This is a genomic window from Pannonibacter sp. XCT-53 (assembly GCF_009915765.1).
In the GTDB taxonomy this organism is placed as follows: Bacteria; Pseudomonadota; Alphaproteobacteria; order Rhizobiales; family Stappiaceae; genus Pannonibacter; species Pannonibacter tanglangensis.
Genome location: NZ_JAABLQ010000001.1, coordinates 877,611 through 904,458 on the forward strand (window position 1 = coordinate 877,611; position 26,848 = coordinate 904,458).

Below are 26,848 nucleotides of genomic sequence, written 5' to 3' on the forward strand. Positions count from 1 at the left end.
CGTCCGTCCTCGTCTTGATCGTCGTGCGGCTTACGGCTTACGGCTTCAGCGTGACCGAGGTCAGGCCGAACAGGGAGCCCGTGGGCGAGGAGACGAAGCCGTCGACCGTCTTCTGCTGGGCGGTGTAGGTGTAGCCGGTGTAGAGCCAGATCCAGGGCGCCATTTCGGTCAGGTGCTTCTCGAACTCGGCGAAGATCACCTTGCGCTTGGCTAGATCGGTCTCGACGCGGCCCTGCTGCATCAGGCTGTCGAGCCGGTCATCGATGTAGTTGGCGACCTTCTGCAGGTTTCCGGCCTTGGTCCAGTAGCGGTTGTACATGGTGTAGGGGTCGGACCGGCCACCGTTCAGGGCCACGGCCATGTCGAAGTCACCCTTCAGCCAGGTGTCGACATAGACATTCAGCTCCATCATCTTGATGTCGAGATTGATGCCGATTTCCTTCAGCTGCGCCTGCAGAACCTGCGCCTCGGAGGCGGCGGTGGGCGGCTCGCCGGTGGCGACGATCACGGTGGCCGAGAAGCCGTCGGCGTGGCCGGCTTCCGCCATCAGGGCCTTGGCCCTGGCGACATCCTGGCTGTAGCAGAACAGCGATGCGGGATCAGACTGGTAGGCCGGCATGGTCAGCGGACCGGTAATGCGGCCTTCGCCGAGCAGGGCGGTGTCGAGCACGTCCTGGCGGTTGACGGCGCAGGAAATGGCCTGGCGCACCTTCAGCTCGGTCATCGGCGCGCGCGACGGGTTGAGCTGCAGCACGTGATAGGCCAGCACCGGCGTGCGGTTCAGCGTCAGGCTCGGCTCGTTGGGCACGAGGGTGGCCACGAGCGGGTCGTTGATCAGGGCAAAGTCGATCTGCCTGGCGCGCAGCGAGGCGAGGATGGCGGTCTCGTCCGGCAGCACGGAAATGTCGATGCCGTCATAGGCGACCTTGCCGCCCGCCCAGTCCTTGTTGGTGGACAGGACTTCCCGGGCGTTGGGTTCCCACGTGTCGAGCTTGAACGGGCCCGAGCCGATGGCGGTGGTGCCGATGGAGCCGGCGACAATCTCGCTTGCGGGGACGACGGCGGCGTTGATGCCGGCCATCGCGGCCAGCAGCGGCACGTCCGGCTGCGACAGGTTGAAGACGACAGTCGCGTCGTCCGGCGTGTCGATGCTGGCGATCGACAGGAAGTTGGCGCGGGCCGCCGCACCGGTCTTCTCGTCCAGGAGGCGTTCGAACGAGGCCTTCACGTCGGCCGGGGTGACCCTGGCGCCGTTGTGGAACTTCGCATTGGGGTTCAGCTTGAAGGTGAGCCTGGTGCCGTTGTCGGTAAAGGCCCAGCTGTCGGCCAGCGCCGGCACGATCTCCAGCTTGTCGTCGAGGCGGACCAGCGGCTCATAGATGAGCTCGAGCAGGCGGATCGAGGAAAAGGCCGTCTGCTTGTGCGGGTCAAGGCCCGTGGCATCCTGCGACCAGGCCATGCGCAGGGTCTGCGCGCTGGCGGCGGTGGCAAAGGCGGTGGTGCCCAGCATCGCGGCGAGCGCGATCGTGGACATGAACTTCCCTGCAGTCTTCAGTTTCACGGTGGACCTCCCTGGTCGTGCGGCAAGTGTGTCCGGGGGCGGGATCGGGGCCGATCCCGGGGCCGGATCCGGTTCAGGCGGCGGGTTTGGCACCCGTCTCGGTGATGGCGCGTCTGAGGACCCCGCCGGCGCGTGTCAGCGCCGTGCGGGCATCGTCGGGGCTCAATCCTGTCAACGCAATCAGGATTGCCAGTTTCACGTCGTTTTCCGTTGCATCGAGATGGGCGCGGGCCTCCGCGGGTGTGCAGCCGGTTGCTTCCATGACGATGCGCGCGGCGCGGGCCTCGAGCTTCCGGTTGCTGACAGTCAGGTCGACCATCAGGTTCTGGTAGCTCTTGCCGATGCGGATCATGCTGGCGGTGGTCAGCATGTTGAGCACCAGCTTCTGCGCGGTGCCGGACTTCATGCGGGTCGAGCCGGTCAGGATCTCCGGGCCGACGACGGGCGAGATGGCGATGTCGGCCATGGCGGCGATGGTGGAATTGGGATTGCAGGTGAGCGCGACGGTGGTCGCGCCAAGCGCTCCTGCATGGTCCAGCGCGCCGATCACGAACGGGGTGCGGCCGCTGACCGCGATGCCGACGATCACGTCCCTGGCCGAAGCTCCAACCGATTGCAGCATGGCGCGGCCGGCTGCCGGGTCATCTTCCGCGCCCTCGACCGGATGCCTGAGGGCATGGTCGCCGCCGGCAATCAGGCCGACGACCATGCCTTCGGGCACCGAGAAGGTGGGCGGGCATTCGGAGGCGTCAAGCACGCCAAGCCGGCCGCTGGTCCCGGCGCCGATGTAGATCAGGCGCCCGCCTGCCTGGAACGCCGCGACGATGCGGTCGACGGCGCGGGTGATGGCGGGCAGCTCGCGGGCAACGGCCTCCGGCACGCCCCGGTCCTCGGCATTGATGGCGGCCAGAAGCTCCGCTGTGGACATGAGGTCGATCTCGGTGGTGCGCGGGTTGCGCGCTTCCGACACCAGACCTGCAAGTTCGGACATCAGCACCTGTTCCATCCGCGTCTCTCGGGATTTTCAACGATGCGACGGTGATAGAATAAAAAATTCTTAACGTCAATAAATGGTGGAATTTAAAATTCCGACCGACGGTCCTGGTCAAGTCCGCCCTGACGGCGAGGCGCAGCTCGGGCGCGCCTGGCCAGTTCTGGTGCGGGCCAATGCGGGTGCGGGCCAGTGCTGGTGGCAGGCCGCGTCAGCCCCCTGCAGTGGCCGGAGAGCGGGCCAGATGCAGCGCCCCGGCGACGGCGTCACCGTCGGCGGGCTTCAGCCGGCACCGGACCTCCGGGGCAACCCAGGGCTCGAGCGGAGCAGCCAGGCCGCCCAGCAACGTCAGCCGCTCGGCACCGCAGGCAAGCAGGGCGCGAGCCAGTCCGTCGATGGCCCCGGCAGCCTGCCGGATGAGGGTCCGGGCGGCGTCATCTCCCTGATCGGCATGGGAGAGCACCTCCGGCGCAAGGGTGGCGTAGTCGGTTGCGGTGGCCCGGTCCATCCAGCCGATGATCTCCATCGGATCGCGGTTGAACCGGTCGAGCAGCGCCGCCAGCAGCGGCGTTTCCGCGATGCGGCCATCGTGGGCCCGGAGCGCCTGCTGCAGCGCCTTCAGGCCGAGATCGGCGCCGCTGCCCTCGTCGGACACCGGAAAGCCGTAGCCACCGACGCGGACATGCCGGCCGGCAAGGAAGCCCACGCCGATGGAGCCGGTGCCGACGATGACGATGGCACCATCCTGGCCGGAGTGGGCCCCGAGGCAGGCGGCGGCGGCGTCGCTGATGAAGCGGCGGCTGCGGAAGGGATTGGGCAGGGCGTTGAGGGCCTCCAGCGCGCCGCGCCGGCTGAGCCCCGCCAGACCGATGCCGGCATCCATCGTGGCGAGGGCGCTGGCGGGCAGGGCAGCCATGGCCGCCGCGCCGGCGACCGCCGTCTGGATCGACTGCCAGGCGGCGGCAATGCCGATGCGGGTCGTTGCGGGACCTGCCGAGCCCTCACCAAGGGTCCGCCCTGCGGCATCGGTGATCCGGGCGCGGCAGCCGGTGCCACCGCCATCCACACCGAGGTAGAACTGGGGCGTCGTGGTCATGTCGTGTTCAAGATCCGGGCTGGGCATGGCGACCGGCAAGCGGGCCACGGCCACAGGAGGGCGCGGGGAGGGACCGGCACGGCGCGCAGCACTGGCCGTCTGGTTCCTTTCCATCATTCCATTGTTGTAAGGAATTTGGAATAATAAATTCCGGACGCAGGCAGGGGCCTGACCGTCAAGGGGCGCGCGGTTGCCGGCGCGGCCGTTGCCGGCGGTGCTTGCGCGTCTTGCTGGCGACCGGCTCCCCGGGCCGCTTGCGTCGTGGCGCGGGACTGGTCCCGTGTGTCAGTCCTGGAAGGTGTCGCGCGCATGTCCGTGCTCAAGATCATCAGTGCCAAGCTCGGGTCCATGACCTCGGCCGACCGGCAGATCGGCCAGTTCATCGTCGACCGGCCGGACGAAATGCTGACCATGTCCTCGGCCGCCCTGGCGGAGGCGACCGGGCGCAGCCAGTCCAGCGTTGTCAAGTTCAGCCAGAAGCTGGGCTATGCCGGCTATCAGGAGCTGAAGCTCGCTGTCAGCAAGGCCAAGGCACAGGAATGGCAGGTGCCGCCCGGCATGATCCATGCCACGATCGAGGTCGGCGACAGCTATCTCGCCATCCTGCAGAAGCTGATTTCCAGCAAGGTCATGTCGATGCAGCAGACCGTGGCCGCCAACGAGGAGCCGACCATCGGCCGGGCGCTGGAGGCGCTTGATGGGGCGCGTCGCATCTTCATGGCCGGCGTTGGCGCCTCGTCGCTGGTGGCGCGGGACTTCTCCTACAAGCTCCTGAAGATCGGGCGCGTGGTGATCCACGACAGCGACAGCCATGTCCAGATCGCCAACGTGTCGACCCTCGATGCCCGGGACGTGCTGTTTGCGCTGTCCTACTCGGGCACCAGTCACGAGACGCTGAAGATCGCCCGCCTTGCCCGTCAGCGTGGGGCAACGGTGATCACGCTGACCGGCTTGCAGCCCAACCCGCTGGCGGAGCTTGCCGACATTCGCCTCAACACCATCGCCGACGAGGAGCGGGTCCGGTCGTCGGCCATCACCTCGCGCGATGCGCAGCTGATGCTCACGGACCTTTTGTTCCTGCTGCTTGTCCAGCGCCAGCCGACGGCGCAGGAGTTCATCCACGCCAGCGAGGACGCGGTGTCCGTCCTCAAGCTCTGACCGGCCCGCTCTGACCTGCCAGCTCCGGCCGGCCAGCTCCGGCCGGCCAGATCAGGCCAGCCAGCTCCGACCGACCAGTGCGCCGCGCTCACATGCGTGCGGCGCAGCCGGCGAGGGCGGCGAAGTCGTCGTCGAGCAGATAGACCGGGATGGCGGACACAAGACCGGTCTGCCGGCCCTTGGCGCGGAAGGCGGCGAGGAATTCCGGCTCCGACAGGAACGGCTGCAGGCTGCGGGCAACGCCGCCCGTCAGATAGACGCCGCCCAGGGCCATGAACACGAGGGCGATGTCGCCAGCGACGCGGCCGAGGATGTCCATCCAGGCCCTCGCGGTGGCAACCGAGAGCGGGTCGGTTCCGGCCCGCGCGGCCGCAGCGATCTCGGCCGGCGCCAGCGGGCCCGGCACCTGTCCGGCCTCAAGGCAATGCCATTCGTAGACTTCCCGCAGACCCGAACCGGACAGCGCACGTTCCACCGACGCCCGGCCGCGGCCACGGGCAAGGTAGTCGCGCAGCGACAGGTGCCGGGCCGTTTCGACCGGCAGGGTCATGTGCCCGCATTCCCCCGTTCCGACCGTGCCCTGGCCACCGTTGCGCGGCGGATAGAGGGCGGCGGCATTGAACCCCGTTCCCGCGCCCACCACCACGCGGGTGCCGTTGGCCGGGGGGCGCTGGGCCGGGATCTGCACCGGCACGAGCCGGCCCTCGTTGAGGTTTTCCAGCGAATGGGCGAGCGCCTCGAAATCGTTGAGGAACTCCACGCGGGCATCACCGAGCAGACGCGAGAGGGAGCCTGCCTCGAGGATCCAGTCGTGGTTGGTCATCTCGATGCGGGTGCCGGAAATCGGCGCGGCAATCGCCAGCACCGCCGAGCCGCAGCGCGGCTTTCCGGTCTCCGACAGATAGGCGCCGATGGCGGCTTCCGGCGTCTCGTAGTCGGCGTTGCGGTAGCGCACGATCGTGTCCTCGCGCACGCGGCCGTTTTCGACCAGCGCGAGACGGGTGTTGGTGCCGCCGATGTCGGCGGCCAGTCCGAGGGCGAGGCTCATAGGCGTTTTCCAGAGTGCGGGTCGAAGTAGGAGATCTTCGAGAGATTGAAGGAAAGGGGCACGATCTCGCCGGCGGTGACCGTGGCATCGCCCGACAGGCGCGCGATTGCCTCCGTGCCGCCCAGCGTGATGACCGCGTAGGTATCGGCACCGGCGGGCTCGACCACGTCGAGCAGACAGGCGGCGCGCTGGATCAGTCGGCCATCCGCCTGGTCGTTGTCGGTGATGGCCTCGGGGCGCAGGCCCACAATCAGGTCCGCAGGGCTTTCGGGCAGCAGCGTTGGTGCATTGCCGTAATCGGTGAGCACCAGCGGCTGGCCACCGGCCGTTGCGATCTCGATGCGGATCGCGCCGTCCTGCCGGCTGACCTTGGCCGGCATCAGGTTCATGGCCGGTGCGCCCATGAAGTCGGCGACGAAGGTATTGACCGGCGTGTCGTAGATTTCCCTGGGCGTGCCGATCTGCTGCACCACGCCGTCCTTCATGACGACGATGCGGGTGGCGAGCGTCATCGCCTCGATCTGGTCATGCGTGACATAGATGATCGAGGCACCGGTGGCCTGGTGCATGCGCTTGATCTCGGTGCGCATGGTGACACGCAGCTTGGCATCGAGATTGGACAGCGGCTCGTCGAACAGGAACAGCTTCGGCTCGCGCACCAGCGCGCGTCCCATGGCGACACGCTGGCGCTGGCCGCCGGAGAGTTCGGCCGGCTTGCGGTCGAGGAGATGGCCGATCTTCAGCATCTCGGCCACCTCGCGCACCCTGGCGTCGCGCTCGCTGTCGGAGACCTTGCGCACCTCGAGGCCGAAGCCGATGTTGCGGCCGACCGTCATGTTGGGGAACAGGGCGTAGGACTGGAACACCATGGCGATGTCGCGGCTGGCCGGTTCCGCGTGGGTGCGGTCCTCGCCGGCGATGCGGATGGAGCCAGAGGTGACGTCCGACAGGCCGGCGATGCAGCCGAGCAGGGTGGACTTGCCGCAGCCCGACGGGCCGACAAGCACGAGGAAATCGCCCGGCTGCATGGCGACATTGATGTCCTTGAGGACATGCACGTCGCCGTAGCGCTTTTCGAGCCGTTCGACGGACAGGATGGAATGTGCCGACATGGCAGTGTTTGACCTTTCGATCCGGAGCCCCGGTGCGCGAAGCGCGTGTCGCTCAGCCCTTGACGGAGCCGGCGACAAGTCCCGAGACGATGAATTTCTGGAAGCAGATGGCGAGGAGGGCAGGGGGCAGCGTGGCCATGACCCCGACCGAGGCAATGACGCCATAGTCGGTGACGCGGCCGGCCGCGAAGTCGGCGATGGCCACCGGCAAGGTCTTTGCCGTCAGGTCGTTGGTGAAGATGAGGGCGTAGAAGAACTCGTCCCAGGCGACCAGGAAGGACAGCATGGCCGTCGCCGCGATGGCCGGCAGCGCGAGCGGCAGCACCACCACGCGCAGGGTGAAGCTGGTGGATGCCCCCTCCATGAAGGCGGCCTGTTCCACCTCCACCGGCAACACGTCGATGTTGGCCTTCATCAGCCAGATGGCGAAGGGCAGCAGCATGGCCGTGTAGACGATCACCAGCGTCACCTTGCTGTTCAGCAGCCCGAGCCCCGAAAAGGCGGTGTAGAGCGGCAGGACATAGGTGATCGGCGGCATCATGATCGTCGCCAGGAACGCAAAGAGCAGCACCATCGGCGCGCGGCGGCGCGAGAAGGAATAGGCTGCCGGTACGGCCAGCAGCAGGGCCAGCGCGGTTGCAGCTCCAGCGACGAGGACCGAGTTGCGCAAGGCGCTGAGGAAGCGTTCGCCCGCGCCGCTTTCCAGGTCGAACAGGGCCTGATAGCGGCTGAAGTCGACCTCGGACGGGATCCAGCGCAAGGGCACTTCGGTCAGGTCCGCGGGGGCGCTGATGCTCATGTGGGCAAGCCAGATGAGCGGAGCGGTGGTGAACAGGGCGACCGCAAGGGCTGCGAGATAAAGAAGCACGGAGTGCAGGGGCTTGCGTCTCATGCCCGTCCTCCCTGGTCCTGACGGCGGGCGGCGGCGTAATAGGCAAGGATGAGCACCGCGCTGATGCCGGCAATGAGCACGGCATAGGAGGCGCCGCTGCCGCTGCGCAGGTAGTTGAAGTATTCCTGGTAGACGTAGAAGCTCGCGGTCTTGGTGCTGTCGGCAGGTCCGCCGCCCGTCATCGCATAGACGATGTCAAAGACGCGGAAGGCCTCGATGGTGCGCAGCACGACCACCACCAGCAGCGGTCCGGCAATCCAGGGCAGGGTGATCGCGCAGAACCGCTTCCAGGGTCCGGCCCCCTCGATGGCCGCAGCCTTCAGGAGATCCCCCGGCACGGTCTGCAAGGCGGCGAGCGCCACATAGACCACCAGCGGGAAATTCTTCCAGACGTCGGCGAGGATGACCATGTTGAGGGCAAGGGCCGGGCTGCCGATCCAGCTCTGGTAGCTCGAGATGAAGCCGAGCTGGAACAGGAGCGAGTTCAGCGCGCCATATTCGGGGTGGTAGATCAGCCGCCAGGCGACCGCATTGACGATCGTCGGCACGGCCCAGGGCAGGATGATCAGGGCCCGCAGCAGCGTGCGGCCGCGGAACTCCTGGTTCAGGAGCAGCGCGATGGCAATGCCGAGCGCCACCTCCAGCCCGACGGAGACCCCGGTAAAATACAGGGTGCGCCACAGCGCGTCCTGAAAGTCCGGGTCCGTCAGGGCGTAGATGTAGTTTTCCAGTCCGATCAGGTTCACCGGCGTTGCGATCGCCGTGATCTTTGCATCGGTGAAACTGAGCCAGAGCGTGTTGACCAGCGGCGCCAGGGTAATCACCCCGAGCACCGCCATGGCCGGCACCAGCAACATCCATTTTTCACGTATCTGGCGCCGGCCAAACATCGGTCAGTCTTCCCCTGGTCTACGGCACACTCAGCGGATGCGCTCGACGCGCTGGGCTGCGGCGGCGAGGGCGTCATCCACGCCCGTCTCGCCCAGAAGGGCCTTGTGCAGGTTCTTCTGCAGGATGTCGGAGACTTCCGTGTAGGCCGGCACGAGCGGGCGCGGGTACATCACGGCAATCGACTGCCTGGCAGCGGCGATCAGGCCTTCCTGACCCTCGGCAACCTTCGGATTGTCGTAGGAGGCCTTCCAGATCGGCAGGCTGAGCCTGGAGTAGCTCTCCTGCACCGACTGGTTGGTCAGGTGCGCGATGTAGGTCCAGGCCTCGTCCGCATGCGGGCTGTTGGCCGGAATGCCGAGGCCCATCGAGCCATTGACGCCGGCGGCACCCGACTTGCCTTCGACACCCGGCGCGGAGGTGACCTTCACCTTGCCCGCGACCTTGCTCTCGGCCGGGTTGTTGGCGAGGGCGTTCATGTAGGTCCAGTTCAGGGCAAAGGCTGCTTCGCCGTTGGAGAAGACACGGCGGACGTCTTCTTCCAGATACTCGCGCGAGGCGGGGTTGGTCAGGCCATCCTCCAGCGTCTGCTTCATGTAGGCGAGCGCATCCCTGGCGCCACCTGCGGTAAAGGCAGGCTTGCCCTCGACGAAGAACTTGCCGTCATGGGCGGCCGTCAGGGTGGTGAAGTCGCAGATCATGGCTTCGGCCTGCGACCAGCTCCAGACCAGCGGATACTGGACGATTCCCTTGTCCTTGATCGCCCTGGCCTGGGTGGCAAGCTCGGCCCAGGTCTTGGGCGGATTGGCAAAGCCGGCCTGCTTCAGCATGTCCTCGTTGTAGAACAGATACTTGGTGTCGAGGATCCACGGCATGCCATAGCGCTTGCCGGAATACTCGACGGTGGTCCAGGCACCCTCGAAGATCTTGTCGGTTGCATCGGCCGGGATCCGCGCCGTGACGTCTTGCAGGAAGCCGCGGGTGGCAAACTCGGCTGGCCAGATCACGTCGAACAGGACCACATCATAGCCATCGGCGCCGGCGCCGGCGGCGGCGACGATCTTGTCATGCAGGGCTTCGTAGGGGACGAATTCCAGCGCCACCTTGATGCCCGGGTTTGCCTTTTCAAAGTCGGCGGTCATCGCCTTGATGTCGGCCTCGCTGTAGGCGGCCTGGCTCATGAACAGTGCATTGAGCGTGACTTCGGCCCAGGCGGGGCCGGCCAACCCGAGCGTTGCTGCGGCGGTCGCGAGACAAAGCAGTCTTTTCATTTTCTGTTGCCCTCCGGTGTTTCTTGGCAATCAAGCGACCCGCATCCTACGCGTCAGAATTTTTTTGTCAAATTGCTGGAAAAAATAAATGCGATCTTCGCGCGCTAGTTGCGCAAGGGTTGATGCTGAAACGGTAATAAAATTCCATTTCATCCACATATCATGATGGAATCGGTCTGGTGCTGCCCGGGAGAGGGGGCTAAACAGGGGGCATCCAGGAATGGCGACAGACAGCAGGTACGACGCATGCCGAAATCATTCCGGACGAGTGGAACCAATCTCACCCGGGCCAAGACACACAATCATCGTGTCGTGCTGGAAATCATCCGCACCCGGGGGCCGATCGGCCGGTCGGAAATCGCCGAGATCACCTCCCTGTCGCGGCAGACCGTGCAGAACATCGTGGCCGAACTCGATGCCGAGGGCATTGTCGAGATGCATGCCGGCAAGGCTTCGGGACGCGGCCACCCGGGCATGCGGGTGCAGGTGCGGGCCGACCATGCCTGCAGCCTGGGTTTCCACGTCGACCGTCTGGCGGTGACGGCGCTTGCCTGCAATCTGCTCGGAGACGTGATCTGGTCGGGCGCTGGTCATCTTGCGGCGCCCTCGACTGCCTCGGCCAATGCGCTGGTGCGTGACCTTGTCGCCCAGTTCCGCGCCGCCCGGCCGGACATGGCCGACCGCCTGTTCGGGATCGGTCTGGCCGCCCCCGGGCCCTTCGCCGCCGATGCGGAGGAGCTTCAGCACCTGACCTCGACCGCCGATGCCACGACCTTCACCGAGTTCGGCCTGCCCGACAATCTGACGGACCTGTCCGGACAGCTGAAACTGCCCGTGGTGCTGCAGAACGACGCCTCGGCGGCGGCTCTCGGGGAACATGTCTACGGCATCGGTCGCAGCTTCGGCAGTTTTGCCTTCCTGCAGTTCGGCATGGGCCTCGGCGCCGGCTTCGTGCTCAACGGCGCGATCTATCCCGGATCCACCAAGAACGCGGGCGAGATCGGTCATGTCCAGGTGCAGCACGGCGGCCGGTCCTGTTCCTGCGGCAGCCGGGGATGTCTGGAGCGCTACCTCTCGCTGCATGCGCTGTGCGAGCGCCTCGGCCTCGACCCGACCGCACGCGCCTCCATCGCCAGCATCGAGCAGCGCTTCGAGGCCGGCGATCCGGAGATCCTCACGTGGATGGACGAGGTGGCGCCCTACATGCGCCAGGCGATCAATCTCATCGAGATGATGCTCGACCCGGATGCCATCATCCTGGGCGGGATCATCCGTCCGGATTTCATCGAGGCGCTGTTGCGCCGCGCCGAGCCTTTCCTGCCACGGCTGGCGCCGTCCGCCCCCGGAGAGCAGCGGATCCATGTCGGCACGGCCGGTGCTCGTGCGGTGGCGCTCGGGGCGTCGGCGGCGGCGGTGGAGGCCCTGTTTGCGCCCTCCGTCGCCGAGCTGGTGCTGTCGCCGGCGTGAGCCCGTCCGGCTGTGGCCCATCCTGCTGCGGCCCATCCTGCTACTGCCCATCCTGCGACGGTCCCTGCGGCCGCGGCCCGGCCTAGCGCAGGCTGGTGGCCGCCAGCTTGACGCCGAGCGCCAGAAATCCGGCCGCAAACAGCCGCTGCAGCCAGCGCACCAGCCCTGGCCGCGTCAGCACCTGGCGCCTCAGCCGGGCCGCACACAGGCCGTAGACGGCAAAGACCGCGAAGGTCAGTGCCATGAACACGCCCGAGAGCCGCACCATGTCTGCGATCGGCTGCGGGCTTGCCGGGTCCAGGAACTGCGGCAGGAAGGCGACGAAGAACAGCGGCAGTTTCGGGTTGAGCAGGTTGAGCGCCACCGCATTGACGACAATGTGGCCGCTTGACCTCTCCGAACTCCCGTCAACGGCAGCAAGCGGCCCGTCGGCCCTGAGGCTGCGCACCGCCATCCACAGGAGATAGGCGACGCCGGCCGCCTTCAGCATCTGGAAGGCGAGGGGGCTTGCGTGCAGCAGCGTGGCCAGACCGGTGATGGCGGCCGCCAGATGCGGCAGGATGCCGAGCGTGCAGCCGAACGCGGCGGCGATGGCACCGCGCGGGCCGGCCGACAGGCCGGCCGCCAGCGTGACCAGGACCCCGGTCCCGGGAGAGGCGACGATGATCAGCGTGGTCAGAAGAAAATCAAGGGACATGCCGTGCTCCTGCATCGACCCCGAGGCCGCGACCTGCGGCCTCCGGGCTGGTGTGCAGACTGCCGGCGGAGATGTCCCCCTGTCTTGAACGCAATTGCTGTCGGCGAAAGATCGGCAGCGACACGCCCTCGCGCAAAGCCCGCCCCAAGCCAGCCCCAGACCCGCGCCAAGGCCCGCGCCAAAGCCTGCGCAAAGCCCTGCGCCAGATCCCCCCGGGGCCTGAGTCCGGACCTTGCCCTTCCAGCCCACCCCCGGTCCCGATTCCGGACCGGGCCTGATCCTGCCCGGCCGGGGTCCGCGCGCGGTGGCAAGCGACCCTCAGCCCCCGCGGGAGGTCCTGCAGACCCGCGCCGGCCGGCATGGCCGCGGCGCACAGGCCCGGCAGCCACCAGGCGACGGTGCTGCCGGGGACCGTGCTGCCTTGTGAAAAGCGCCATGATCCACAGGCAAGCCGAGCAAATCGCTTGCAATCGCCGTCAGTTCCAGTATCAGGGACGCATCCGGAGAGGTGGCCGAGTGGTCGAAGGCGCTCCCCTGCTAAGGGAGTAGACGTCAAAAGCGTCTCGTGGGTTCGAATCCCATCCTCTCCGCCACTTGCACATTGCAAGCCGGAAAACAGGTCCCTCGCGGGGCCTTTTTCTTTATGTACCAAAGGGGTTTGCAGGGGCCATCCGCCCTTCGGAGATGGGCCACCCGCGCGGGATCGGTCCCCAAACGTCCACCGTCTCTTTCGACCAGCCCCCTCGCTCTCAGGGAGGTGGTTTAAAAATCCCCATTTTTTTCAATGGACTGACGGGCTCGCGCGGCGCCCGCCTTTCGCCGGTTCCGGCTTGTCTCAAGGCAGGCGGAGACGCGACACGGGCGGCGCGAGCGTTGGCATGTCTTGGCAATTTTGCGCGAAGTGTCTGATGACAAACACGGTTTTCGCCCGTAGCCTGGCGCGATGTCAAACGGTGCCTGGACAGATCGAGAGAACGACCTGATCGTCGCGGATTACTTCGCGATGCTGGCAGACGACGTCTCTGGCCGCCCCTACAACAAGGCCGAGCACCGGCGCGGGCTGCTGCCCCTGTTGAACGATCGCTCCGAGGGATCGGTCGAGTTCAAGCACCAGAACATCAGTGCCGTGCTGAAGGGGCTCGGCGAGGACTGGATCCGGGGCTACAAGCCAGCCTTCAATTTCCAGATGGCACTGGTGGACGCCGTCGCGCGCTGGCTGGCGCGCAATCCGGCATGGCTGTCCCGGCTTCCGGGTGTGGCAGCGCCGACCGGTCTGGCGGAGGCTCCTTCGATCTGGGTCGGGCCGCCGCCCACCGCGTCGAACCGGCCGCCTCCGCAGGAGCTGGAGCAGATGCTGTCCATTGCCCGCAAGTTCGATGTCGCGGCAAGAGACGAGCAAAACCGCGCCCTCGGCCGTGCCGGGGAGGAGCGTGTCCTCGCGCACGAACGGGCCGCCCTCAGATCCGCTGGCCGCGACGACCTTGCGCGCAAGGTGCGCTGGGTGTCGGAGGAAGATGGCGATGGTGCCGGCTACGACATCGCCAGCTTCGCCCCGGACGGTCGCCCGCGCCTGATCGAGGTCAAGACGACGAATGGCTGGGAGCGCACGCCGTTTCATATCAGCCGCAACGAGCTGGCCGTGGCCGAGGAGCGGCGCACGGAATGGTCCTTGTTCCGGCTCTGGAATTTCGCACGCGAGCCGAAAGCCTTCGAGCTGCATCCGCCGCTGGACGCGCATGTCTCGCTGACCGCCACATCGTTTCAGGCGCGGTTTCATTGATCTCTGCCGGCCGGTGCCGGGACGACGGGGAGGCCTTCCCCGACGGTCGGGCCCGATCTTACAACGCCGCAGCGCGGTCGTGCGGCCGCTCTGGCGACGGGCAGGTCCTGTGGTGAACCGACGGGTTTCGGCACGTCCTCTGGTGCGCTTGTCCGGCCCGGTCTCGTCCAGCCCGGTCTCGTTCGGTACGGTCTCGTCCGGCACGGGCTTGGCCCGCTCGCGCGGCAAGGCTTTCCGCGCAGGGCGAACGCCGGGGCGAGCGGTGGCTTCAGACCCGCAGCCTCGTCAGCCCGCAGCAGGCCGTCGCCGTCGATGTGGCGATCCGGCAGCGGGAGACCGCTGCCGGGTAACCCATGGCCGGCCGGGGCGGGCCGATCAGCCGCCGCCTTGCGCCGCCCCGACGGGTCGGGCCGCGGGGGCGGACGCTTCCGCCGGGACCCCGGCCGTCTCTGCGGTCTTGCTACGGATGTTGCGGTAGCGGGAGAGCAGGGGGGCAACGACCGGCATGGTCAGCATGGTCGAGCCGACGGCCATCAGCAGCAGGGCGGTGAAGGTCGTCGAGGTGATGATCTGCTTGTCGAGCAGGATGTTGGCGAAGATGATCATGATCAGCGCCTTGGTCTGCAGCAGCCAGCCGATGATCGTGGCCTCGCCCGGCTCCCAGCGCAGCAGCCGGCCGGCGATCTGTACGCCGATCAGCTTGCCGGAGACGGAGGCAACGAGCAGGAGCCCGGCGGCGGCAAGCACGCCGAAGCCGCCCATGTCCCAGCTCGTGCGCAGGCCGGTCGAGAGGAAGAACACCGGCATCACGGTCATCAGGACCGTCCCTCGGAAGGCGTCCATGTGCTCCAGCTTGTACCAGCGGCTGTCCAGCACGGCGCCGGAGAGGAAGGCGCCGACCATGTAATGCAGCCCGGCCCAGTCGGCCGCAAGGCCGCAGGCAATCAGCCAGATCAGCCCGAGGATCCAGCGATCCCGCTCGCCGGCGGCAGCGATGACCCGGCGGGCCAGCAGGGCGGCGGGGATGAAGACGAGCAGGAAGCCGACTTGCCGCGTTACCCGCTCCCAGTCGAGCAGGATCAGGGCGAGCACCGCCCAGATGGCGACGTCATCAAGGCTGGCATACCGCAGGATGCGCTGGCCGAGGTTCGAGCGCAGGATGTCCATGTTCTCCATGAACAGGATCAGGATCGGCAGCGCCGTTACGGCACAGGCCATGCCGATGCCGAGCAGCACCTGCCAGTAGGCGCCGCCGGGGCCGATCCAGCCGTCCGTTGCGAGCAGCACGGCGGCAGCGCCCGCCCCGAGCCCCAGCGGAACGATGAGGGCGAGCAAGGCGACCGTGCCTGTTTCCCTCCGCTTTGCCCAGGCTTCGTGCAAGTCGAGTTCGATACCGGCTATCCAGACGAACATCATCACGGCCCACCAGGCGATGCCGTTGAGGGCGGTGATGACCTTGTCCGTGAAGACCAGCGTGTAGACCTCCGGCAGTGCCGCGCCCAGAACGCCGGGCCCCAGCAGGATGCCGCCGACGATCTGCACCACGACCAGCGGCGCCCAGCTGCGCTGCCCGAGCAGGCGCCAGACCAGATAGGGGAGGGTGAAGATCACCAGCAGGGCGATCAGGAACAGTTCGGTTGTCGTGATGTGCATGCGTGGCTCCGCAGCGGACAGGCAGGCCCGGCCGGGCGCAGGGGCCTGGCGCATGGGCCTGCAAGGGGGGATCGGGAGAAGGCCGCTGTTGCGGCCGATCACCAGCTCGGGCTGAGGGCCGCCAAGCGGGTGCGGGCTGCCGACAGGGAGGTCTCGACCGCCTCCGGGCCGCCCCACATGTTGCCGGCCGAGACCGCCTCCGACTGGGTGACGCCCATGAAGCCGAAGATCTGGCGCAAATAGGGGGTCAGGTGATCGAACGGCGCAGTCGGGGTGCCGGGCTGGTACTCACCCGCGCTGGACCAGACGATCATCAGCTTCTTGTCGGCCGACAGGAGCGGTCCGAAGCCGGTGGCCGGGTCGAAGGAGAAGGTCTTGCCGACGCGCAGGATGAGATCGACGTAGGACTTCAGCGTCCAGGGCAGGCCGAAATTGAACATCGGGGTGGCGATGACGATGTGGCTCGCCGCATGCAGGTCGGCAATGGCCTGATCCGAGGCGGCAAGGCGCTCGGCCTGTTCGGGCGTGCGCTCAGCCTCCGGCGTCATGTTGGCGGCGATCCAGGCCTCGTCCGGCCCTGCGATCACGTCCCGGCCCAGGGCACGCTGGCGCAGGTCGGCGTCCGGATTTGCCTTGTGCCAGTCGGCAATAAACCCGTCGGCAAGGGCGGCGCTGGTTGACTCGACGCGGGGTGAAAAGCTCAGGGAGAGCAAAGTCTTCTTCATCGAACTGTCCTGTCTTGGGGGAAGATTTCCGTCCGCGCGAGGGCAAGGGCGGCAGACACGGCAAGGTGGTCGGCACCCGGGCTCGCGACGATCTGGACGGCACGCGGCAAGCCCTCCGGCCCGAGGAGAACCGGGGCGATGGTGGCGGGGTTGCCGAGTACGTTGAACACGGCGGTTGCGCCGATGTTGAAGGGATGGCGGAAGGCGTGGCCATGGTGCGGCGCAGGCCCCGGCACGGGCGGGCACAGCAGCAGCGCCGGGCCCGCCAGCATGTCGCCCAGCTCGGCCGACAGGTCGAGGCCCCGGTCGCGCCAGCGCCGCCAGAGCCGCGGGCCGGTCGGATCGAGCCTTGCGCTCCAGGCGAGCAGCAGCGCGGCGGTGGTATGCGCGCCGCGGCCCGTCAGATGCCGCAGGGTCTGGCGGAGCAGCGGCAGGCGGCAACCGTCGCCAACCAGCTGTTCCATGGTGACGTCAGCGGCACAGCGCAGCGTGCCCATCCAGATCCAGAAGGCGCCATTGAGCAGATCCGTTCGCACAGTCTGCAAACGCGCGCCCGCCGATTGCAGGTGACTTGCGGCCCGCTCGACTGCTGCAATCTGCGCCGGGTCCGTCTGCTCGCTGCCGGTTATGGAGGGCGCGGGCAACACAAAGACGGTGCATCCTTGCAGCTGGGCCGGGGTGGGCCGTGGCAAGTCGGAGGGAAGGGGAGCCTCCAGGCGCGGATGGATCCCGTCCGGACCTGCCATCACCGACAGCAGCGGCCAGAGGTCTGCCGCCTCGCGGCACATTGGTCCGGGGGCAAAGAAGCGGGCCAGGGGCGCGGCAGCCGTATCAGGGCCCCGGTCCAGCGGGACATGCCCCGTGAGCGGAACCAGTCCGGCCGTCGGCTTGTGCGCGTAGAGGCCGCAATAGGCGGCCGGGATGCGCACCGAGCCGCCGCCATCCGTGCCGACGGCAACGGTCACCGCGCCTGCGGCCACCAGCGCGGCATCACCGCCCGAGCTGCCGCCGGGCGTCCGGGACGGGTCCAGGGGGTGACGGGCCCGGCCGGTGATGCGGTTCACCGTTTCGGGCCAGAGCGCCATTTCGGCCATGCTTCCGACACCGGCGATCACAGCGCCTGCTGACCGAAGCCGCTGGACGACCGTCCCGTCCGCGTCGGCAATCCGCTCACGGTGACGGTAGGCGCCCATCATCCAGGGCGCGCCGGCCACCCTCAGGCCTTCCTTGACCGTGACCGGCAGCCCCAGCAGGGGCTGGCTGACCAGCGCTTCCGGGCCATGGGTCCGGGCGGTGTCATCGGCGATGCGGGCCGCGCGGCGCGCCTGGTCCGGCAGAAGGCCGGCCAGCGCGGCGAACCGCGATCCCGCGTCTGCCAGGCGCTGCAAGGACTGTTCCGCCAGATCGCGGGCCAGCTTTTCCTGCAGGGCGACGGCGACCGCAAGCGGTGCGGCCGCCCCCCACCGGGTCGTGGAAGACAGAACCGGGGCGGACTGACCGGAAACGGTCATGCCGCGGCGTCCGCCGTGGGCTTGCGCATCAGGTCCGGGGCATGGGCAGGGGTGTGTGCCGGGGACTGTACCGGACCGGCGTCGTCCGCCGTCATCACAGGGGGCAGCTGCCGGGCCCGCTCAGCGGCCTGCCGGCGCTGGACGAGCCGCGACTGGGCCATGCCGATGTGCTTGTTCGGCGCAAAGAGAAAGGCGTGGGCCGGCGAGAACGGGCTCTGGTCGGCAGGCTTGCGGGAAGCAGCCCGCTCATAGGTCCAGGGGACGAGGCCGATCAGGCTCGATCGCAGCAGGTCGCCGCCGGCAAGCAGCGTCTGTCCGATCGCGAGCGGCCAGTGCCGCGGCTTGCCGAGCGGGTCCAGCAGCGCGAGCGCCTTCATCCGCAGGTGCGCGCGCTTGCGGAAATAGCGGCTGATGAGGCGGCCACGGGGAATGTCATCCGGCCTGTAGTAGCTGAAAGGCACCGTTGTCTCGTAGAGCGCCGGCGTCCGGCGGATCAGCTCCTGCGGGTCCTTCGTCATGGCGAGGGCGTCGAGCAGCTTCGGAAACGGATAGACCGGAGGCTGCAGGCCGCGCCTGTAGCGGGGCAGCAGCATCGCGACCTGCCTGGCGACACCGGCATTGAGGAAGGCGCCGCTCATGTAGTTCGGCACCACGAGGTGGAAGTAGCCCATGTTGGCGACGATCAGCGTCCAGGCCATCTTCACCGGGTCATTCATGACCCCGTACCAGTTGCTCCACTGGTCCTGCAGGGCGAGCTGGGCCCGCAGGTGGCCTTCCAGCGCCTCGACATAGCAGGGGGTCAGCGTCCCGCCCCGCGCCTTGCGGATCATGCCGGTGATCTGCGGGATCTGGTGCGCCAGATAGGCAATGCCGGCGCTGTTGGCCGGGTCGAAGGTGAAGCCGGCGTCGCCCAGCAGGAACCAGCGTCCCTTGCGGTCGTAGTAGCTGCTGGCTTCGTACATGTAGTTGAAGTAGCGGCTGTCATCGAGCTTGCGGCCGCTCAGGATCAGCGCCTTCAGCTGCGGATGGTCGCGCTCCAGCACCTCGCAGAGGCGCTCGAAGCCCATGCGTTTCTCGCCCATGACCTCCGGCCGGTAGGTGATGCCGAAGCTCACCATGTCCTCGCCGGTGTCGCTGCGCATCGGGATGATCCAGATCCAGTAGCCCTCGCCGTAGAAGTGATGGGTCACGTAATAGGACTCGAAGCAGTGCTGTTTCAGCTTGGCCAGCCGCAAGCCGTCGAGAAGGCGCCGGTCGAAGCCCTGCAGGCGGAACCAGTAGCTGCAGCGCTGATAGGGCGGGTCCTGGTGCAGGCCGAACTGCTTGGTGAGGACGCGCATGCGTCCCGAGCAGTCGATGACATGATCGGCGTCGATCTGCCGGCTAGAGCCATCCGCAAGCTGCACGTTGACCTGCTGCGGCGCGCCGGGCTGGTCCGACAGATCGACACCGGTGACGCGGCCGGTGACACGGGTCACCAGCGGGTCGATCCGGGCATCGAGTTCGGCATCGAAGCTGTGGCGGTTGAGATTGTAGGAGGGCAGGCGGATGATGCCGGGGGCCTCGTGCTGGATGTAGTCCGGTGCATCCGGCCCCTCGCCGGGGGGCAGGCGGAAGTAATAGGTGAGGCCATACTTGTGCAGGTGGTCTTCCTCGAGATGTTCCCCGAGGCCAAGCGCCTTCATGAACTGGGCCGTCACCTCGACGGTGGATTCGCCCACAACCGGCAGCCCCTCGGCCTCCGGGTCGATCATGGTGATCGAGGCGTCGGCCATGTCGCGCGCGAGGTAGAGGGCTGCCATCTTGCCGGCGAGGCCACGGCCGATGATCGCGATACGGGTCATGCGAGGGTCTCCTGCAGAAGGGGGGCAAGGGCATCGGCCGGGGGGCGGCGGCGGTAACGTCCGGGCGAGATGAGGCCATCGGGATCGAGGGCGCTCTGCACCCTGCCGGCCAACTGCCAGTAGGCGTCGTTGCCGGCCGTGGCCTCGTCCATGAGGCCGCTGTGGAACCGGTAGGGGGGAAAGCCGAGACGTCGACCTTCGGCTATGAGCGCGCGCAGGCACGCCAGCGCCCTGTCGCTGTTCTCCCGGTCGCGCGGGAACAAGAGCGGCACCGTGCTGTCGAAGGCCGAAACGGACAGGGTGGAGAAGGTGATCGGCGCGGCAAAGCCATGCGCGGCGCAGATCCTTGCGACCATGTCGATGTAGCGCCGGGCCGCACGGCCCTCCATGGGCACGATCGGGGCATACCAGAGCAGACCGCAGCCGTCGCGCGCCGGATCCCGCCGGCTGTGCGGCATCGCCCGTGGCGCAGCACCATAGGCAAGTGCCAGGGCAAACTCGCCCGGGTGGCCGGCCAGCATGCGATAGGCGGACCTGACAGGGGCGACGACCGGCGACAGCGATCGCCCGATAAAGGGCAGACGGGCGAGCGTTTCGGCCAGACGCAGGCGCTGGCTGTTGACGAAGGCGAGCCGCGCGGCAACGGGCTTCAGCGCCCGGCGCAACACCTTGCGGCCGGCCCGGACGACGCCCGTGTCGCCGTAGACGACGCCGGTTCCGATCCAGGGCGCGCCCTTCAGCGCCGCCTCGCCGGCCAGCGCGCCGACTCTTGCCGCATTCATGAGATTGATGCCGCCGATGCTGAGACCGCTGCGGGTGAGGAGCCCGCGCATGGCAGCGATGGTGCGTTCCAGATCCGCGTCATCCTTGAGCCAGAACACGAACATCTCGACGGCTGCCGGGCGCGGCATCAGCTGCAACGTGAGGCTGGTCACCACCGCGCCGCCATTCTGGCTGAACAGTCCGTCGAGATAGGGTCCGCTGCCCCATCGGTATCCGGCTGGCCCGGTCTGGTCCGGCGAGGCGCCAGGGAAGGGCGAGCGATAGAGCGACCCGTCGGCAAGAACGGCGGTCAGGCCCAGCACGGCCTGAAAATGGTCTGCGACCGGTGTCATGCCGTAGCCGCGTTCCAGCGCGTTGCCGACGAGGCTGCAGTCCGGTCCCGCGCCGGTGGTCGGCACCATGAACTCTGCGCCCCGCCCGGCCAGATAGGCCTCCAGCTGGCCCTGGGTGACGCCGGGCTCCACGGTGATCACGCCGAGGTCGGGATCGAAGGCCAGAATGCGCTTCATGGGGCTGAGGTCGAAGAGCACGCGGGTGTCCGCGCTGGCCGGACGCGCGGTGCCATAGCCCCAGTTGTGCCCGCTCGAGACGGGGTGAATGCTCAGCTTCTCGCGGCGGGCCAGATCGAGGGCCGCGCGGATCTCGTCCTCGCTCTCAAGCAGCAGCACGAGTGGCGCGGCGGCAGGGTGCGGCCAGTCCAGCGTGTCGTGACCGCGCGCGGCAGACCTTTCGGGGCCGGCAAGGCGACCTGCCGTGCCGCTGGTCCGGACCGCCTCGCGGAACCGGCCCAGAGCCGAATCGGGGAAGGGGGTGGGGGCTGTCACAGCGGAAACCCCAGACCACCCAGCCGCAGGAACAGCCGCATCTGCGCCAGCTCAGCCCGGCGGTGCGCCGACAGCTGGCGCTGGGCGCGCAGGAAGGCATTGACCGCGCGCTGGCCCGCCGGACCGGGGGCCGGGGTGCAGGCCACCATCAGGAGCGGCGCGATCACGCTGCGGTGCAGGGCAACGTCCATGCGGCCGAGACGCAGGATCTCCTGGTCAAAGTCGTCCGGGGTGAAGGCGGCATAAAGGCTGGCGCGATAGTCCTGACTGAGCGCGGGTGTTTCCGTCCGGGCGACCTTGCCGACAAAGATCTCGACCGCCTGGCGGGAGCGCAGGCGCCCGAAGTCCATCAGGTAAAGCTGACCAGACGGCTTCAGCACCCGGACGATTGAGGAAAAGCAGCGCGACAGGCTGACCCGGTCCGGCAGATGGTGCAGTGCCATCGAGGACATGATGGCGTCCGCCTCATGCAGCCCGAAATCGTCGAGACGCGAGAAGTCGGCCTCAAGATAGGTGACATTGCGCAATCCAAGCAGCTCGGCCTGCCGACGCGCAGTCTCGAGCATCACGGGCGCGAGGTCCGTGCCAACGAAGGACACCTCCGGATTCCAGCTGGCAATGAGGTTCAGAAGGCGCCCGGAGCCGCATCCCAGATCGATCACCTGATTGCCCGGTGCAACGCGGGCAGAGACTTGCAACGCGTTGTAAAGGTAAGGCCCGAACAACGCGCCGCCTTCCTCGCCACAGCTGGAATAGTCCTCCACCGTCTGCACGCCGTTCATGACCAGCTCGGTCTCCGGCGTCCGCGGCAACTGCTGGCGCGCCGTCATCTCGTGGAACACGGCGCGGGGAAGGTCGAGTGTCATGCGGCACCGTCCATCGAGAGGGAGAGGGCAGGGAAATGGCGGCGCAGGGCAGCGGCCTCCTGGTCCTCCATGGCTTCCGGACGCAAGGCGAACCGGCGCAGGAGACCGCTGACCGCGCGGTCTTCGAGCGGGCCTGCGATGGCGGCCTGACGCCGGAACTCGGGGTGGGCGGAAAAGTCGAAGCGGTCCGACGGGGCGCAGAAGAAATCGTAGAAGTCGAGCCCCGAGCCCCGGTCGACGATCCGGCCCCGGTAGATGCGGTGGAAGCGCATCTGCACGCCCGGGATGTCGAGGCGCATCGGCAGCGAGGCCGCTCCGCGCAGGCCGGCATAGTTCTGGACCCGGCCAAGCGGGCGGAACAGGAGCAGGTTGGAATAGAAGAACCGCGCCGAAGGATGCACCGCGATCAGCAGGTCATCGACATGCCGCCAGTAGCGGGCCCAGCGGTACATCATGTTGTAAAGCATGATGGAAAGGCCGGTGCGCCGCAGGTCCGGACGCACCGCAAGCGCTCCCACTTCCGCGACCTTTCGGAACAGCTGGCGCACGCCGGCGACCTCGGGACCGTGAACCTTCTCCATGGGCAGGCCCAGGTCGCTGTCCTCGATGAGCGATACGGTGGCGAGGATCTGGTCGCCTTTCTTGGCTATGAAAGTGGTTGTCGACGGCAGGAGGCTGATGACCTGCAGCCGCATCTGACCTTCGGCGACGATGCCGCGGCGCACGTAGCTGTCCTCCAGCAGCGCGAAGGCGCCTGCCATTTCCTCTTCCGTGGAGACGATCTTGAAGGTCACGTCCGGAAAGGAGATGTCGCTGGCACGGATGCGTCGCATGGCGAATGAACGCATAAGTTGTGGCGGCAGCAATGCGAAGTGAGCATTCTTGAAGCGGCCGAGCCGGTCTTTCATGGCTTGTCTCCAACCACTAAGTCAGCGAGCGCAGGGCCCGAGTGGTGATCCGCCGGGTTGGCGGGCAATCGTCTGTTTCACGCAGCCAGCGCTGACACAGGCTCCTGACCCAGTCGGGCCGGTCCTTGGCCGCGTCGTTCAGCCAGTTGGCGACGGAGTCCTGCGCGTATTTCTCGCCCTCGCGTCGCATCGGCTCCAGCAGGGGCAAGCCCCGGGCCGGGTCCTCGCGCAGGGCCGGGATATGCTTGCACCACACGCCACGTGGCCGCAGCGCCTCCACGGCAAAGCGCCGGATGTTGACGTCCGCGTCGCCCGTCCAGCCGGCGAGCGCGGCAATCGACAGGTCGAGATCGCGCACCAGCCGCGGCCGAACCGCCAGCCACGCCCATTCGCGGACGCCGAAATGCCCGTCCGCCGCAAATGGCCGGACCATGGTCAGCACATCCCCCACCGCCGCATCGTCCCTGTGACGGGCGAGGCCAAACAGGGCGAGGCCACGGACGGTGTCGCTGGCATGGCCGGTCCAGGTGGCGAGGACATCCGCGCCGAAATGGGCCAGCAGCGCCTCGCCACACAGGGCCATCCGCCGCGAGATGCCTTCCTTCTGAAAGGCCGGCAGTCCGGCGCCGGGGGCGAGCGTCTCCATCAGGTCCGCAAAGTCGATCGCCAGGATCTCGCCCAGGTTGGACGCGGCAATCTCGCCGCGCGACAGGGCCGCCTTGCGCTCGGCGGTGAGACCGGCGGCCATCTCAGGCGATCCAGTTGGCGGACAGGTCGAGGTCGGGACTGGCAACGCCGACAAGGCGCAGGCTGCCCTCCGACCAGGTGATCAGCGTGTCACGGCCAACAACCCGGACGTCCAGTGGGCCGACATCGAAGGCGAGCTTGTCCCGGCGCAGGTCGAAACCGGCGAGCTGGTCGTTGCCTGCATCTCCGGCCGCGTAAAGAAACACATCCCGCCCGCTGCCGGCCTGAAACAGGTCATTGCCGGCTCCGCCGTCGACCACATAGCCGGCATTGCCGAGAACCACGCTGTCGTTGCCGCTGCCGGCATCGACGAGGCCGGAGACCCTGGCGCTCCTGTCCAGCCGGATCTCGTCATTGCCGGCACCCGTCAGGATGTCTCCCTGCACGCGGGCACCTGCGCCGATCAGGATCGTGTCGGCACTTGCTCCCGTGAGGATGGCAGCGCCGCTGCCGCCCTTGAGGATGCCGGCGACCTGAATGACGCTGGTGGCGAAGTCGCCCGAGACGACGATCCCGCCGGCGCCGCCCTCGAGCACGCCGGTCTGGTGGACATTCGCCCGGCCCGTCCCGTCGGTGCCGTCGATGTCACGGACATGGATGCCGATGCCATCGGCGTCGATGCGTCCGGTGTTGCGGATCTCGATGGAGCCCTGGGCTTCGGCGCGGATGCCGTCGCCGGTCGTGCACAGCGCGCCGCTGTTGGTGACGGTGACATTGGAATTGGCAAGCGCGGCGACCCGGTCGCCGGAGAAGGTGAGATCGACGCGGGCGGTTGCGAGTATCCCGTCGACATGGTCACCGCCCGTCAGCACGGCTGCCCGGTTGGTGACGAAACTGTTTTCACGGCCCTCGACCATGATCGCACATTCGCCGGCCCGAGCCTCGATCACGCCGCCAGTCACCGAATGGGCATCGCCGGCTGCGGCCTGGGTGCGCAGGGCAAATCCGCGTTCGGAGATCATCACGCCGGTCGCGGTGACATAGGCGTCCGCCAGCGCCGAGAAAGCCCCGATGGTCCCACCACCCTCGATCTGGGACCGCACGGAGCCGGCGAACGTGACGCGGGCATCGCCCAGGATCGCGCCGGCGGCAATCAGCTCGTCGACCGGTCCGGCGGGCTGGGGCTCGCCGGGGGGCACCGGAACGGGGAGGGTGACGATCGCGCCGCTGCGGGCGGTGCTGCTGATCGTGCCGGTGACAGTGACGGTTGCGCTGTCCAGGGAGACCGCGGCAACCGCCAGGGCGGCCGGGGCATCAATCGTCATGCTGCCAAGGAAATTCAGGGTGGTCGCGGTGTCATAGGTTCCACCGAAGCCCCACACGAATGAGTTCGACTTGTAGTTGAAAATGCCTGCGCGGGAATAGGTGGTCATCAATGCCTCGGACATCAAAAATAATGGTTACACTATCTATTCCTATTTCCGTAACGTTAATGCGTCAAGGGGTGCGCGCGCCCGGTTGTCTCCGGCAAAGTGTGTCGCCAGATTTTCCGCGCACGCCTGTCCGAAATCACGGTGCAAAGCCAAAGCAACCGGCAAGTACGCCGTCGTTCCGGCAGGTGTCGGATCGCAGGTCAGTCAGACCGTCTGGCGTAAAATCTTTTTTGGGGAACGCGGGCGAGCGGGGAAAGCTGTCGCATCGGTCGGGACCCGTGACAAAACCGCTGAAACAGGCAGCAAACGACAGGGCCGAGCCTGTGACCCGGCAGAACTATTGCTGGTCGACAGGCCGGGGCAAGGTGGTGAAATCAGGGGTTGCAGAGACAGGCGAAAGCGTCAAACCCTGATAAAAATACCACTGCTATCAGATCTGAGGTCCAGCTGGTAACGTCCCTGCCAAGGCATATGCGTATTCGGGAAGGATCCTACCCTATGGTTGCAAACGACGCTCTGGCCAGAGGGGTTGATCAGCGGTTTTCCGTGGCAGTACACGCAATGTGTGTCCTCTCCTTCCGCTCGCCTCACTTGTCGAGTGCCGTGTTCGTCGGCGAGAACATCTCGGTCAATCCGCTGATCGTGAAGCGGATCATCGGCGCGATGGTGAAGGCCGGTCTGGCGGAGGCGGTGCTGGGGGCGCGGGGCGGATATCGTCTCGCCCGGCCCGCCGAGGTGGTGACGCTCTGGGACATCTATTACGCCATCCAGGGCTCCGGGCCTTTCCTGAAGCGGCATGGCATGCCCGAATCGAACTGCGACGAGGGGCGTGCCATCGACCGGGTGGTCCATGACCTCTACACCGATCTCGATCTCGTCGTGGAAACGCGCCTGAAGCGCGTCACGCTCGCCAGCATCCTGCAGTCCGCGATGAAGGGCGAGCGCATCCAGCTCCTCTAGGCCCGGCGCGCAAGCCCCCGGATGGCCGGACCCGAAGCCGGCTGGCGTCGCGGTCAGGCCGGTTCGAGATAGATCGTGGGCGCGGGATAGAGGGCGGGCTTTTGCGTGCGGATCACCCGTGCCGTGCGGTGCGGGCGGTTGCCGGGGCGGGTGTCGAGATAGTGCTGGGTGACCAGCGGGCGGAAGCCCTCGGCGCGCACCCAGTAGTGGATGTGCGATGGACGGGGCCAGTATTCGGCCGGAAACAGGGACATGACCTCGAAGCGTCCCTCGCTGTCGGCGATCACGGTGCCGCGCATGTCGATCTGGTCGTCGCGGAAATCGCGGTAGTCGCCCTTGTCCTGGGGATGGTAGCGGCCGCGGCCGTCGGTCTGCCACAGTTCCAGCCGGGCGCCCGGCACCGGGGTCTCGGGCGAAGCCGCATTCATCACCCGGCCGGCGATCCGCATCGGCTCGCCGGTCTTGCCGAACCGGTTCAGGTTGGTCACGACCGGCGTGTTGCTGATGTAGAACGGCCCTTCCATGTCGCGGGCCGTCGGGACCATTGCCTCTTCCGCCTCGGCCCAGGTGACCGACAGGCCGAGGCTGGCGGGCACCATGGCGGCATATTGCAGAAACCGGCGGCGTCCGGTCACCTTGCTCTCATCAGTCATGCGGCTGGCCTCTCCTCGGCGGTGCTGTCGGCAGTCCTCT

23 protein-coding genes and 1 tRNA gene are annotated in these 26,848 nt (G+C 67.4%); 5 read left to right on the top strand and 19 right to left on the bottom strand.

Annotated features, from left to right (window positions below; all coding sequences use genetic code 11):
- Positions 1 to 37: 37 nt before the first annotated feature.
- The 3 genes from GWI72_RS04150 to GWI72_RS04160 all read right to left on the bottom strand — a co-directional run bounded on the left by GWI72_RS04150 (position 38) and on the right by GWI72_RS04160 (position 3,648).
- On the bottom strand, positions 38 to 1,534 hold the full coding sequence (locus tag GWI72_RS04150; protein WP_161676131.1) for an ABC transporter substrate-binding protein: 1,497 nt from the start codon (positions 1,532 to 1,534) through the stop codon (positions 38 to 40).
- Positions 1,535 to 1,634: 100 nt separating this feature from the next.
- The gene (murQ, locus tag GWI72_RS04155) at positions 1,635 to 2,552 is read right to left on the bottom strand and encodes an N-acetylmuramic acid 6-phosphate etherase (RefSeq protein WP_161707925.1); all 918 of its coding nucleotides are present in this window, start codon (positions 2,550 to 2,552) and stop codon (positions 1,635 to 1,637) included.
- 211 nt (positions 2,553 to 2,763) lie between these two features.
- A complete protein-coding gene (locus tag GWI72_RS04160) occupies positions 2,764 to 3,648 on the bottom strand; it encodes a BadF/BadG/BcrA/BcrD ATPase family protein (RefSeq protein WP_161707926.1) in 885 nt (294 codons plus the stop codon).
- Between the two features lie 309 nt (positions 3,649 to 3,957).
- On the opposite strand from GWI72_RS04160, the gene GWI72_RS04165 reads away from it, so the two are divergent.
- Positions 3,958 to 4,806 carry a MurR/RpiR family transcriptional regulator gene (locus tag GWI72_RS04165; protein WP_161675773.1) on the top strand — a complete coding sequence of 283 codons (849 nt, stop codon included), beginning with the start codon at positions 3,958 to 3,960 and terminating at the stop codon, positions 4,804 to 4,806.
- Positions 4,807 to 4,894: 88 nt separating this feature from the next.
- On the opposite strand, the gene GWI72_RS04170 is transcribed toward GWI72_RS04165, so the two are convergent.
- Genes GWI72_RS04170 through GWI72_RS04190 form a run of 5 tightly spaced genes read right to left on the bottom strand, consistent with a single transcriptional unit; the run spans position 4,895 to position 10,017 of the window.
- On the bottom strand, positions 4,895 to 5,854 hold the full coding sequence (locus GWI72_RS04170; protein ID WP_161707927.1) for a glucokinase: 960 nt from the start codon (positions 5,852 to 5,854) through the stop codon (positions 4,895 to 4,897).
- On the bottom strand, positions 5,851 to 6,966 hold the full coding sequence (locus GWI72_RS04175; RefSeq protein WP_161707928.1) for an ABC transporter ATP-binding protein: 1,116 nt from the start codon (positions 6,964 to 6,966) through the stop codon (positions 5,851 to 5,853). Before GWI72_RS04175 ends, GWI72_RS04170 begins: the two co-directional genes overlap by 4 nt.
- 52 nt (positions 6,967 to 7,018) lie before the next feature.
- Positions 7,019 to 7,858, bottom strand: coding sequence for a carbohydrate ABC transporter permease (locus tag GWI72_RS04180; protein ID WP_161707929.1), 840 nt, complete (start codon positions 7,856 to 7,858; stop codon positions 7,019 to 7,021).
- Positions 7,855 to 8,748: a carbohydrate ABC transporter permease gene (locus tag GWI72_RS04185; RefSeq protein ID WP_161707930.1), complete on the bottom strand. Its 894-nt coding sequence runs from the start codon at positions 8,746 to 8,748 to the stop codon at positions 7,855 to 7,857. The genes GWI72_RS04180 and GWI72_RS04185 overlap by 4 nt, the downstream gene beginning before the upstream one ends.
- A gap of 30 nt (positions 8,749 to 8,778) precedes the next feature.
- Positions 8,779 to 10,017, bottom strand: coding sequence for an extracellular solute-binding protein (locus tag GWI72_RS04190; RefSeq protein WP_161675778.1), 1,239 nt, complete (start codon positions 10,015 to 10,017; stop codon positions 8,779 to 8,781).
- Between the two features lie 246 nt (positions 10,018 to 10,263).
- On the opposite strand from GWI72_RS04190, the gene GWI72_RS04195 reads away from it, so the two are divergent.
- Entirely contained in the window at positions 10,264 to 11,484 is a 1,221-nt protein-coding gene (locus tag GWI72_RS04195) for an ROK family transcriptional regulator (RefSeq protein WP_161707931.1), read from the top strand.
- Between the two features lie 82 nt (positions 11,485 to 11,566).
- Here GWI72_RS04195 and GWI72_RS04200 read toward each other — a convergent pair whose 3' ends face one another.
- Positions 11,567 to 12,181 carry a LysE family translocator gene (locus GWI72_RS04200; RefSeq protein ID WP_161707932.1) on the bottom strand — a complete coding sequence of 205 codons (615 nt, stop codon included), beginning with the start codon at positions 12,179 to 12,181 and terminating at the stop codon, positions 11,567 to 11,569.
- Positions 12,182 to 12,683: 502 nt separating this feature from the next.
- Between GWI72_RS04200 and GWI72_RS04205 the strand changes: the two genes are divergently transcribed.
- A tRNA-Ser gene (locus tag GWI72_RS04205) sits at positions 12,684 to 12,774 on the top strand.
- Positions 12,775 to 13,124: 350 nt separating this feature from the next.
- Positions 13,125 to 13,961: a DUF3883 domain-containing protein gene (locus GWI72_RS04210; RefSeq protein ID WP_161707933.1), complete on the top strand. Its 837-nt coding sequence runs from the start codon at positions 13,125 to 13,127 to the stop codon at positions 13,959 to 13,961.
- Between the two features lie 375 nt (positions 13,962 to 14,336).
- On the opposite strand, the gene GWI72_RS04215 is transcribed toward GWI72_RS04210, so the two are convergent.
- From GWI72_RS04215 to GWI72_RS04255, 9 genes are all read right to left on the bottom strand, one after another.
- Positions 14,337 to 15,614, bottom strand: coding sequence for a cation:proton antiporter (locus tag GWI72_RS04215; RefSeq protein ID WP_161707934.1), 1,278 nt, complete (start codon positions 15,612 to 15,614; stop codon positions 14,337 to 14,339).
- A gap of 98 nt (positions 15,615 to 15,712) precedes the next feature.
- On the bottom strand, positions 15,713 to 16,339 hold the full coding sequence (locus GWI72_RS04220) for an FMN-dependent NADH-azoreductase (protein WP_161707935.1): 627 nt from the start codon (positions 16,337 to 16,339) through the stop codon (positions 15,713 to 15,715).
- Entirely contained in the window at positions 16,336 to 17,850 is a 1,515-nt protein-coding gene (locus GWI72_RS04225) for an amidase (RefSeq protein ID WP_161707936.1), read from the bottom strand. The genes GWI72_RS04220 and GWI72_RS04225 overlap by 4 nt, the downstream gene beginning before the upstream one ends.
- Positions 17,847 to 19,694, bottom strand: coding sequence for an NAD(P)/FAD-dependent oxidoreductase (locus GWI72_RS04230; RefSeq protein WP_161707937.1), 1,848 nt, complete (start codon positions 19,692 to 19,694; stop codon positions 17,847 to 17,849). Before GWI72_RS04230 ends, GWI72_RS04225 begins: the two co-directional genes overlap by 4 nt.
- Positions 19,691 to 21,301 carry an FAD-binding protein gene (locus tag GWI72_RS04235; RefSeq protein ID WP_161707938.1) on the bottom strand — a complete coding sequence of 537 codons (1,611 nt, stop codon included), beginning with the start codon at positions 21,299 to 21,301 and terminating at the stop codon, positions 19,691 to 19,693. Before GWI72_RS04235 ends, GWI72_RS04230 begins: the two co-directional genes overlap by 4 nt.
- Entirely contained in the window at positions 21,298 to 22,167 is an 870-nt protein-coding gene (locus GWI72_RS04240; protein WP_161675795.1) for a class I SAM-dependent methyltransferase, read from the bottom strand. Before GWI72_RS04240 ends, GWI72_RS04235 begins: the two co-directional genes overlap by 4 nt.
- On the bottom strand, positions 22,164 to 23,000 hold the full coding sequence (locus GWI72_RS04245; protein WP_161675796.1) for a GNAT family N-acetyltransferase: 837 nt from the start codon (positions 22,998 to 23,000) through the stop codon (positions 22,164 to 22,166). The genes GWI72_RS04240 and GWI72_RS04245 overlap by 4 nt, the downstream gene beginning before the upstream one ends.
- A gap of 91 nt (positions 23,001 to 23,091) precedes the next feature.
- On the bottom strand, positions 23,092 to 23,823 hold the full coding sequence (locus GWI72_RS04250; RefSeq protein ID WP_161707939.1) for a DNA alkylation repair protein: 732 nt from the start codon (positions 23,821 to 23,823) through the stop codon (positions 23,092 to 23,094).
- A 1-nt stretch (position 23,824) separates the two neighbouring features.
- Positions 23,825 to 25,195, bottom strand: coding sequence for a hypothetical protein (locus tag GWI72_RS04255; protein ID WP_161707940.1), 1,371 nt, complete (start codon positions 25,193 to 25,195; stop codon positions 23,825 to 23,827).
- 498 nt (positions 25,196 to 25,693) lie between these two features.
- Between GWI72_RS04255 and GWI72_RS04260 the strand changes: the two genes are divergently transcribed.
- Complete coding sequence (locus tag GWI72_RS04260) at positions 25,694 to 26,155, top strand: Rrf2 family transcriptional regulator (protein ID WP_280116328.1); 462 nt, start codon at positions 25,694 to 25,696, stop codon at positions 26,153 to 26,155.
- A 53-nt stretch (positions 26,156 to 26,208) separates the two neighbouring features.
- Here GWI72_RS04260 and GWI72_RS04265 read toward each other — a convergent pair whose 3' ends face one another.
- Positions 26,209 to 26,808 (bottom strand): dioxygenase family protein, encoded by a 600-nt coding sequence (locus tag GWI72_RS04265; protein ID WP_161675800.1) that lies wholly within the window; start codon positions 26,806 to 26,808, stop codon positions 26,209 to 26,211.
- Positions 26,809 to 26,848: the final 40 nt, after the last annotated feature.

What these genes read in the sequence shown, in the direction of transcription:
- GWI72_RS04150 (WP_161676131.1), bottom strand. Translation starts at nt 1,534, where the DNA reads ATGTCCACGATCGCGCTCGCCGCGATGCTGGGCACCACCGCCTTTGCC.
- murQ (WP_161707925.1), bottom strand. Translation starts at nt 2,552, where the DNA reads ATGTCCGAACTTGCAGGTCTGGTGTCGGAAGCGCGCAACCCGCGCACC.
- GWI72_RS04160 (WP_161707926.1), bottom strand. Translation starts at nt 3,648, where the DNA reads ATGACCACGACGCCCCAGTTCTACCTCGGTGTGGATGGCGGTGGCACC.
- GWI72_RS04165 (WP_161675773.1), top strand. Translation starts at nt 3,958, where the DNA reads ATGTCCGTGCTCAAGATCATCAGTGCCAAGCTCGGGTCCATGACCTCG.
- GWI72_RS04170 (WP_161707927.1), bottom strand. Translation starts at nt 5,854, where the DNA reads ATGAGCCTCGCCCTCGGACTGGCCGCCGACATCGGCGGCACCAACACC.
- GWI72_RS04175 (WP_161707928.1), bottom strand. Translation starts at nt 6,966, where the DNA reads ATGTCGGCACATTCCATCCTGTCCGTCGAACGGCTCGAAAAGCGCTAC.
- GWI72_RS04180 (WP_161707929.1), bottom strand. Translation starts at nt 7,858, where the DNA reads ATGAGACGCAAGCCCCTGCACTCCGTGCTTCTTTATCTCGCAGCCCTT.
- GWI72_RS04185 (WP_161707930.1), bottom strand. Translation starts at nt 8,748, where the DNA reads ATGTTTGGCCGGCGCCAGATACGTGAAAAATGGATGTTGCTGGTGCCG.
- GWI72_RS04190 (WP_161675778.1), bottom strand. Translation starts at nt 10,017, where the DNA reads ATGAAAAGACTGCTTTGTCTCGCGACCGCCGCAGCAACGCTCGGGTTG.
- GWI72_RS04195 (WP_161707931.1), top strand. Translation starts at nt 10,264, where the DNA reads ATGCCGAAATCATTCCGGACGAGTGGAACCAATCTCACCCGGGCCAAG.
- GWI72_RS04200 (WP_161707932.1), bottom strand. Translation starts at nt 12,181, where the DNA reads ATGTCCCTTGATTTTCTTCTGACCACGCTGATCATCGTCGCCTCTCCC.
- GWI72_RS04210 (WP_161707933.1), top strand. Translation starts at nt 13,125, where the DNA reads ATGTCAAACGGTGCCTGGACAGATCGAGAGAACGACCTGATCGTCGCG.
- GWI72_RS04215 (WP_161707934.1), bottom strand. Translation starts at nt 15,614, where the DNA reads ATGCACATCACGACAACCGAACTGTTCCTGATCGCCCTGCTGGTGATC.
- GWI72_RS04220 (WP_161707935.1), bottom strand. Translation starts at nt 16,339, where the DNA reads ATGAAGAAGACTTTGCTCTCCCTGAGCTTTTCACCCCGCGTCGAGTCA.
- GWI72_RS04225 (WP_161707936.1), bottom strand. Translation starts at nt 17,850, where the DNA reads ATGACCGTTTCCGGTCAGTCCGCCCCGGTTCTGTCTTCCACGACCCGG.
- GWI72_RS04230 (WP_161707937.1), bottom strand. Translation starts at nt 19,694, where the DNA reads ATGACCCGTATCGCGATCATCGGCCGTGGCCTCGCCGGCAAGATGGCA.
- GWI72_RS04240 (WP_161675795.1), bottom strand. Translation starts at nt 22,167, where the DNA reads ATGACACTCGACCTTCCCCGCGCCGTGTTCCACGAGATGACGGCGCGC.
- GWI72_RS04245 (WP_161675796.1), bottom strand. Translation starts at nt 23,000, where the DNA reads ATGCGACGCATCCGTGCCAGCGACATCTCCTTTCCGGACGTGACCTTC.
- GWI72_RS04250 (WP_161707939.1), bottom strand. Translation starts at nt 23,823, where the DNA reads ATGGCCGCCGGTCTCACCGCCGAGCGCAAGGCGGCCCTGTCGCGCGGC.
- GWI72_RS04255 (WP_161707940.1), bottom strand. Translation starts at nt 25,195, where the DNA reads ATGACCACCTATTCCCGCGCAGGCATTTTCAACTACAAGTCGAACTCA.
- GWI72_RS04260 (WP_280116328.1), top strand. Translation starts at nt 25,694, where the DNA reads ATGGTTGCAAACGACGCTCTGGCCAGAGGGGTTGATCAGCGGTTTTCC.
- GWI72_RS04265 (WP_161675800.1), bottom strand. Translation starts at nt 26,808, where the DNA reads ATGACTGATGAGAGCAAGGTGACCGGACGCCGCCGGTTTCTGCAATAT.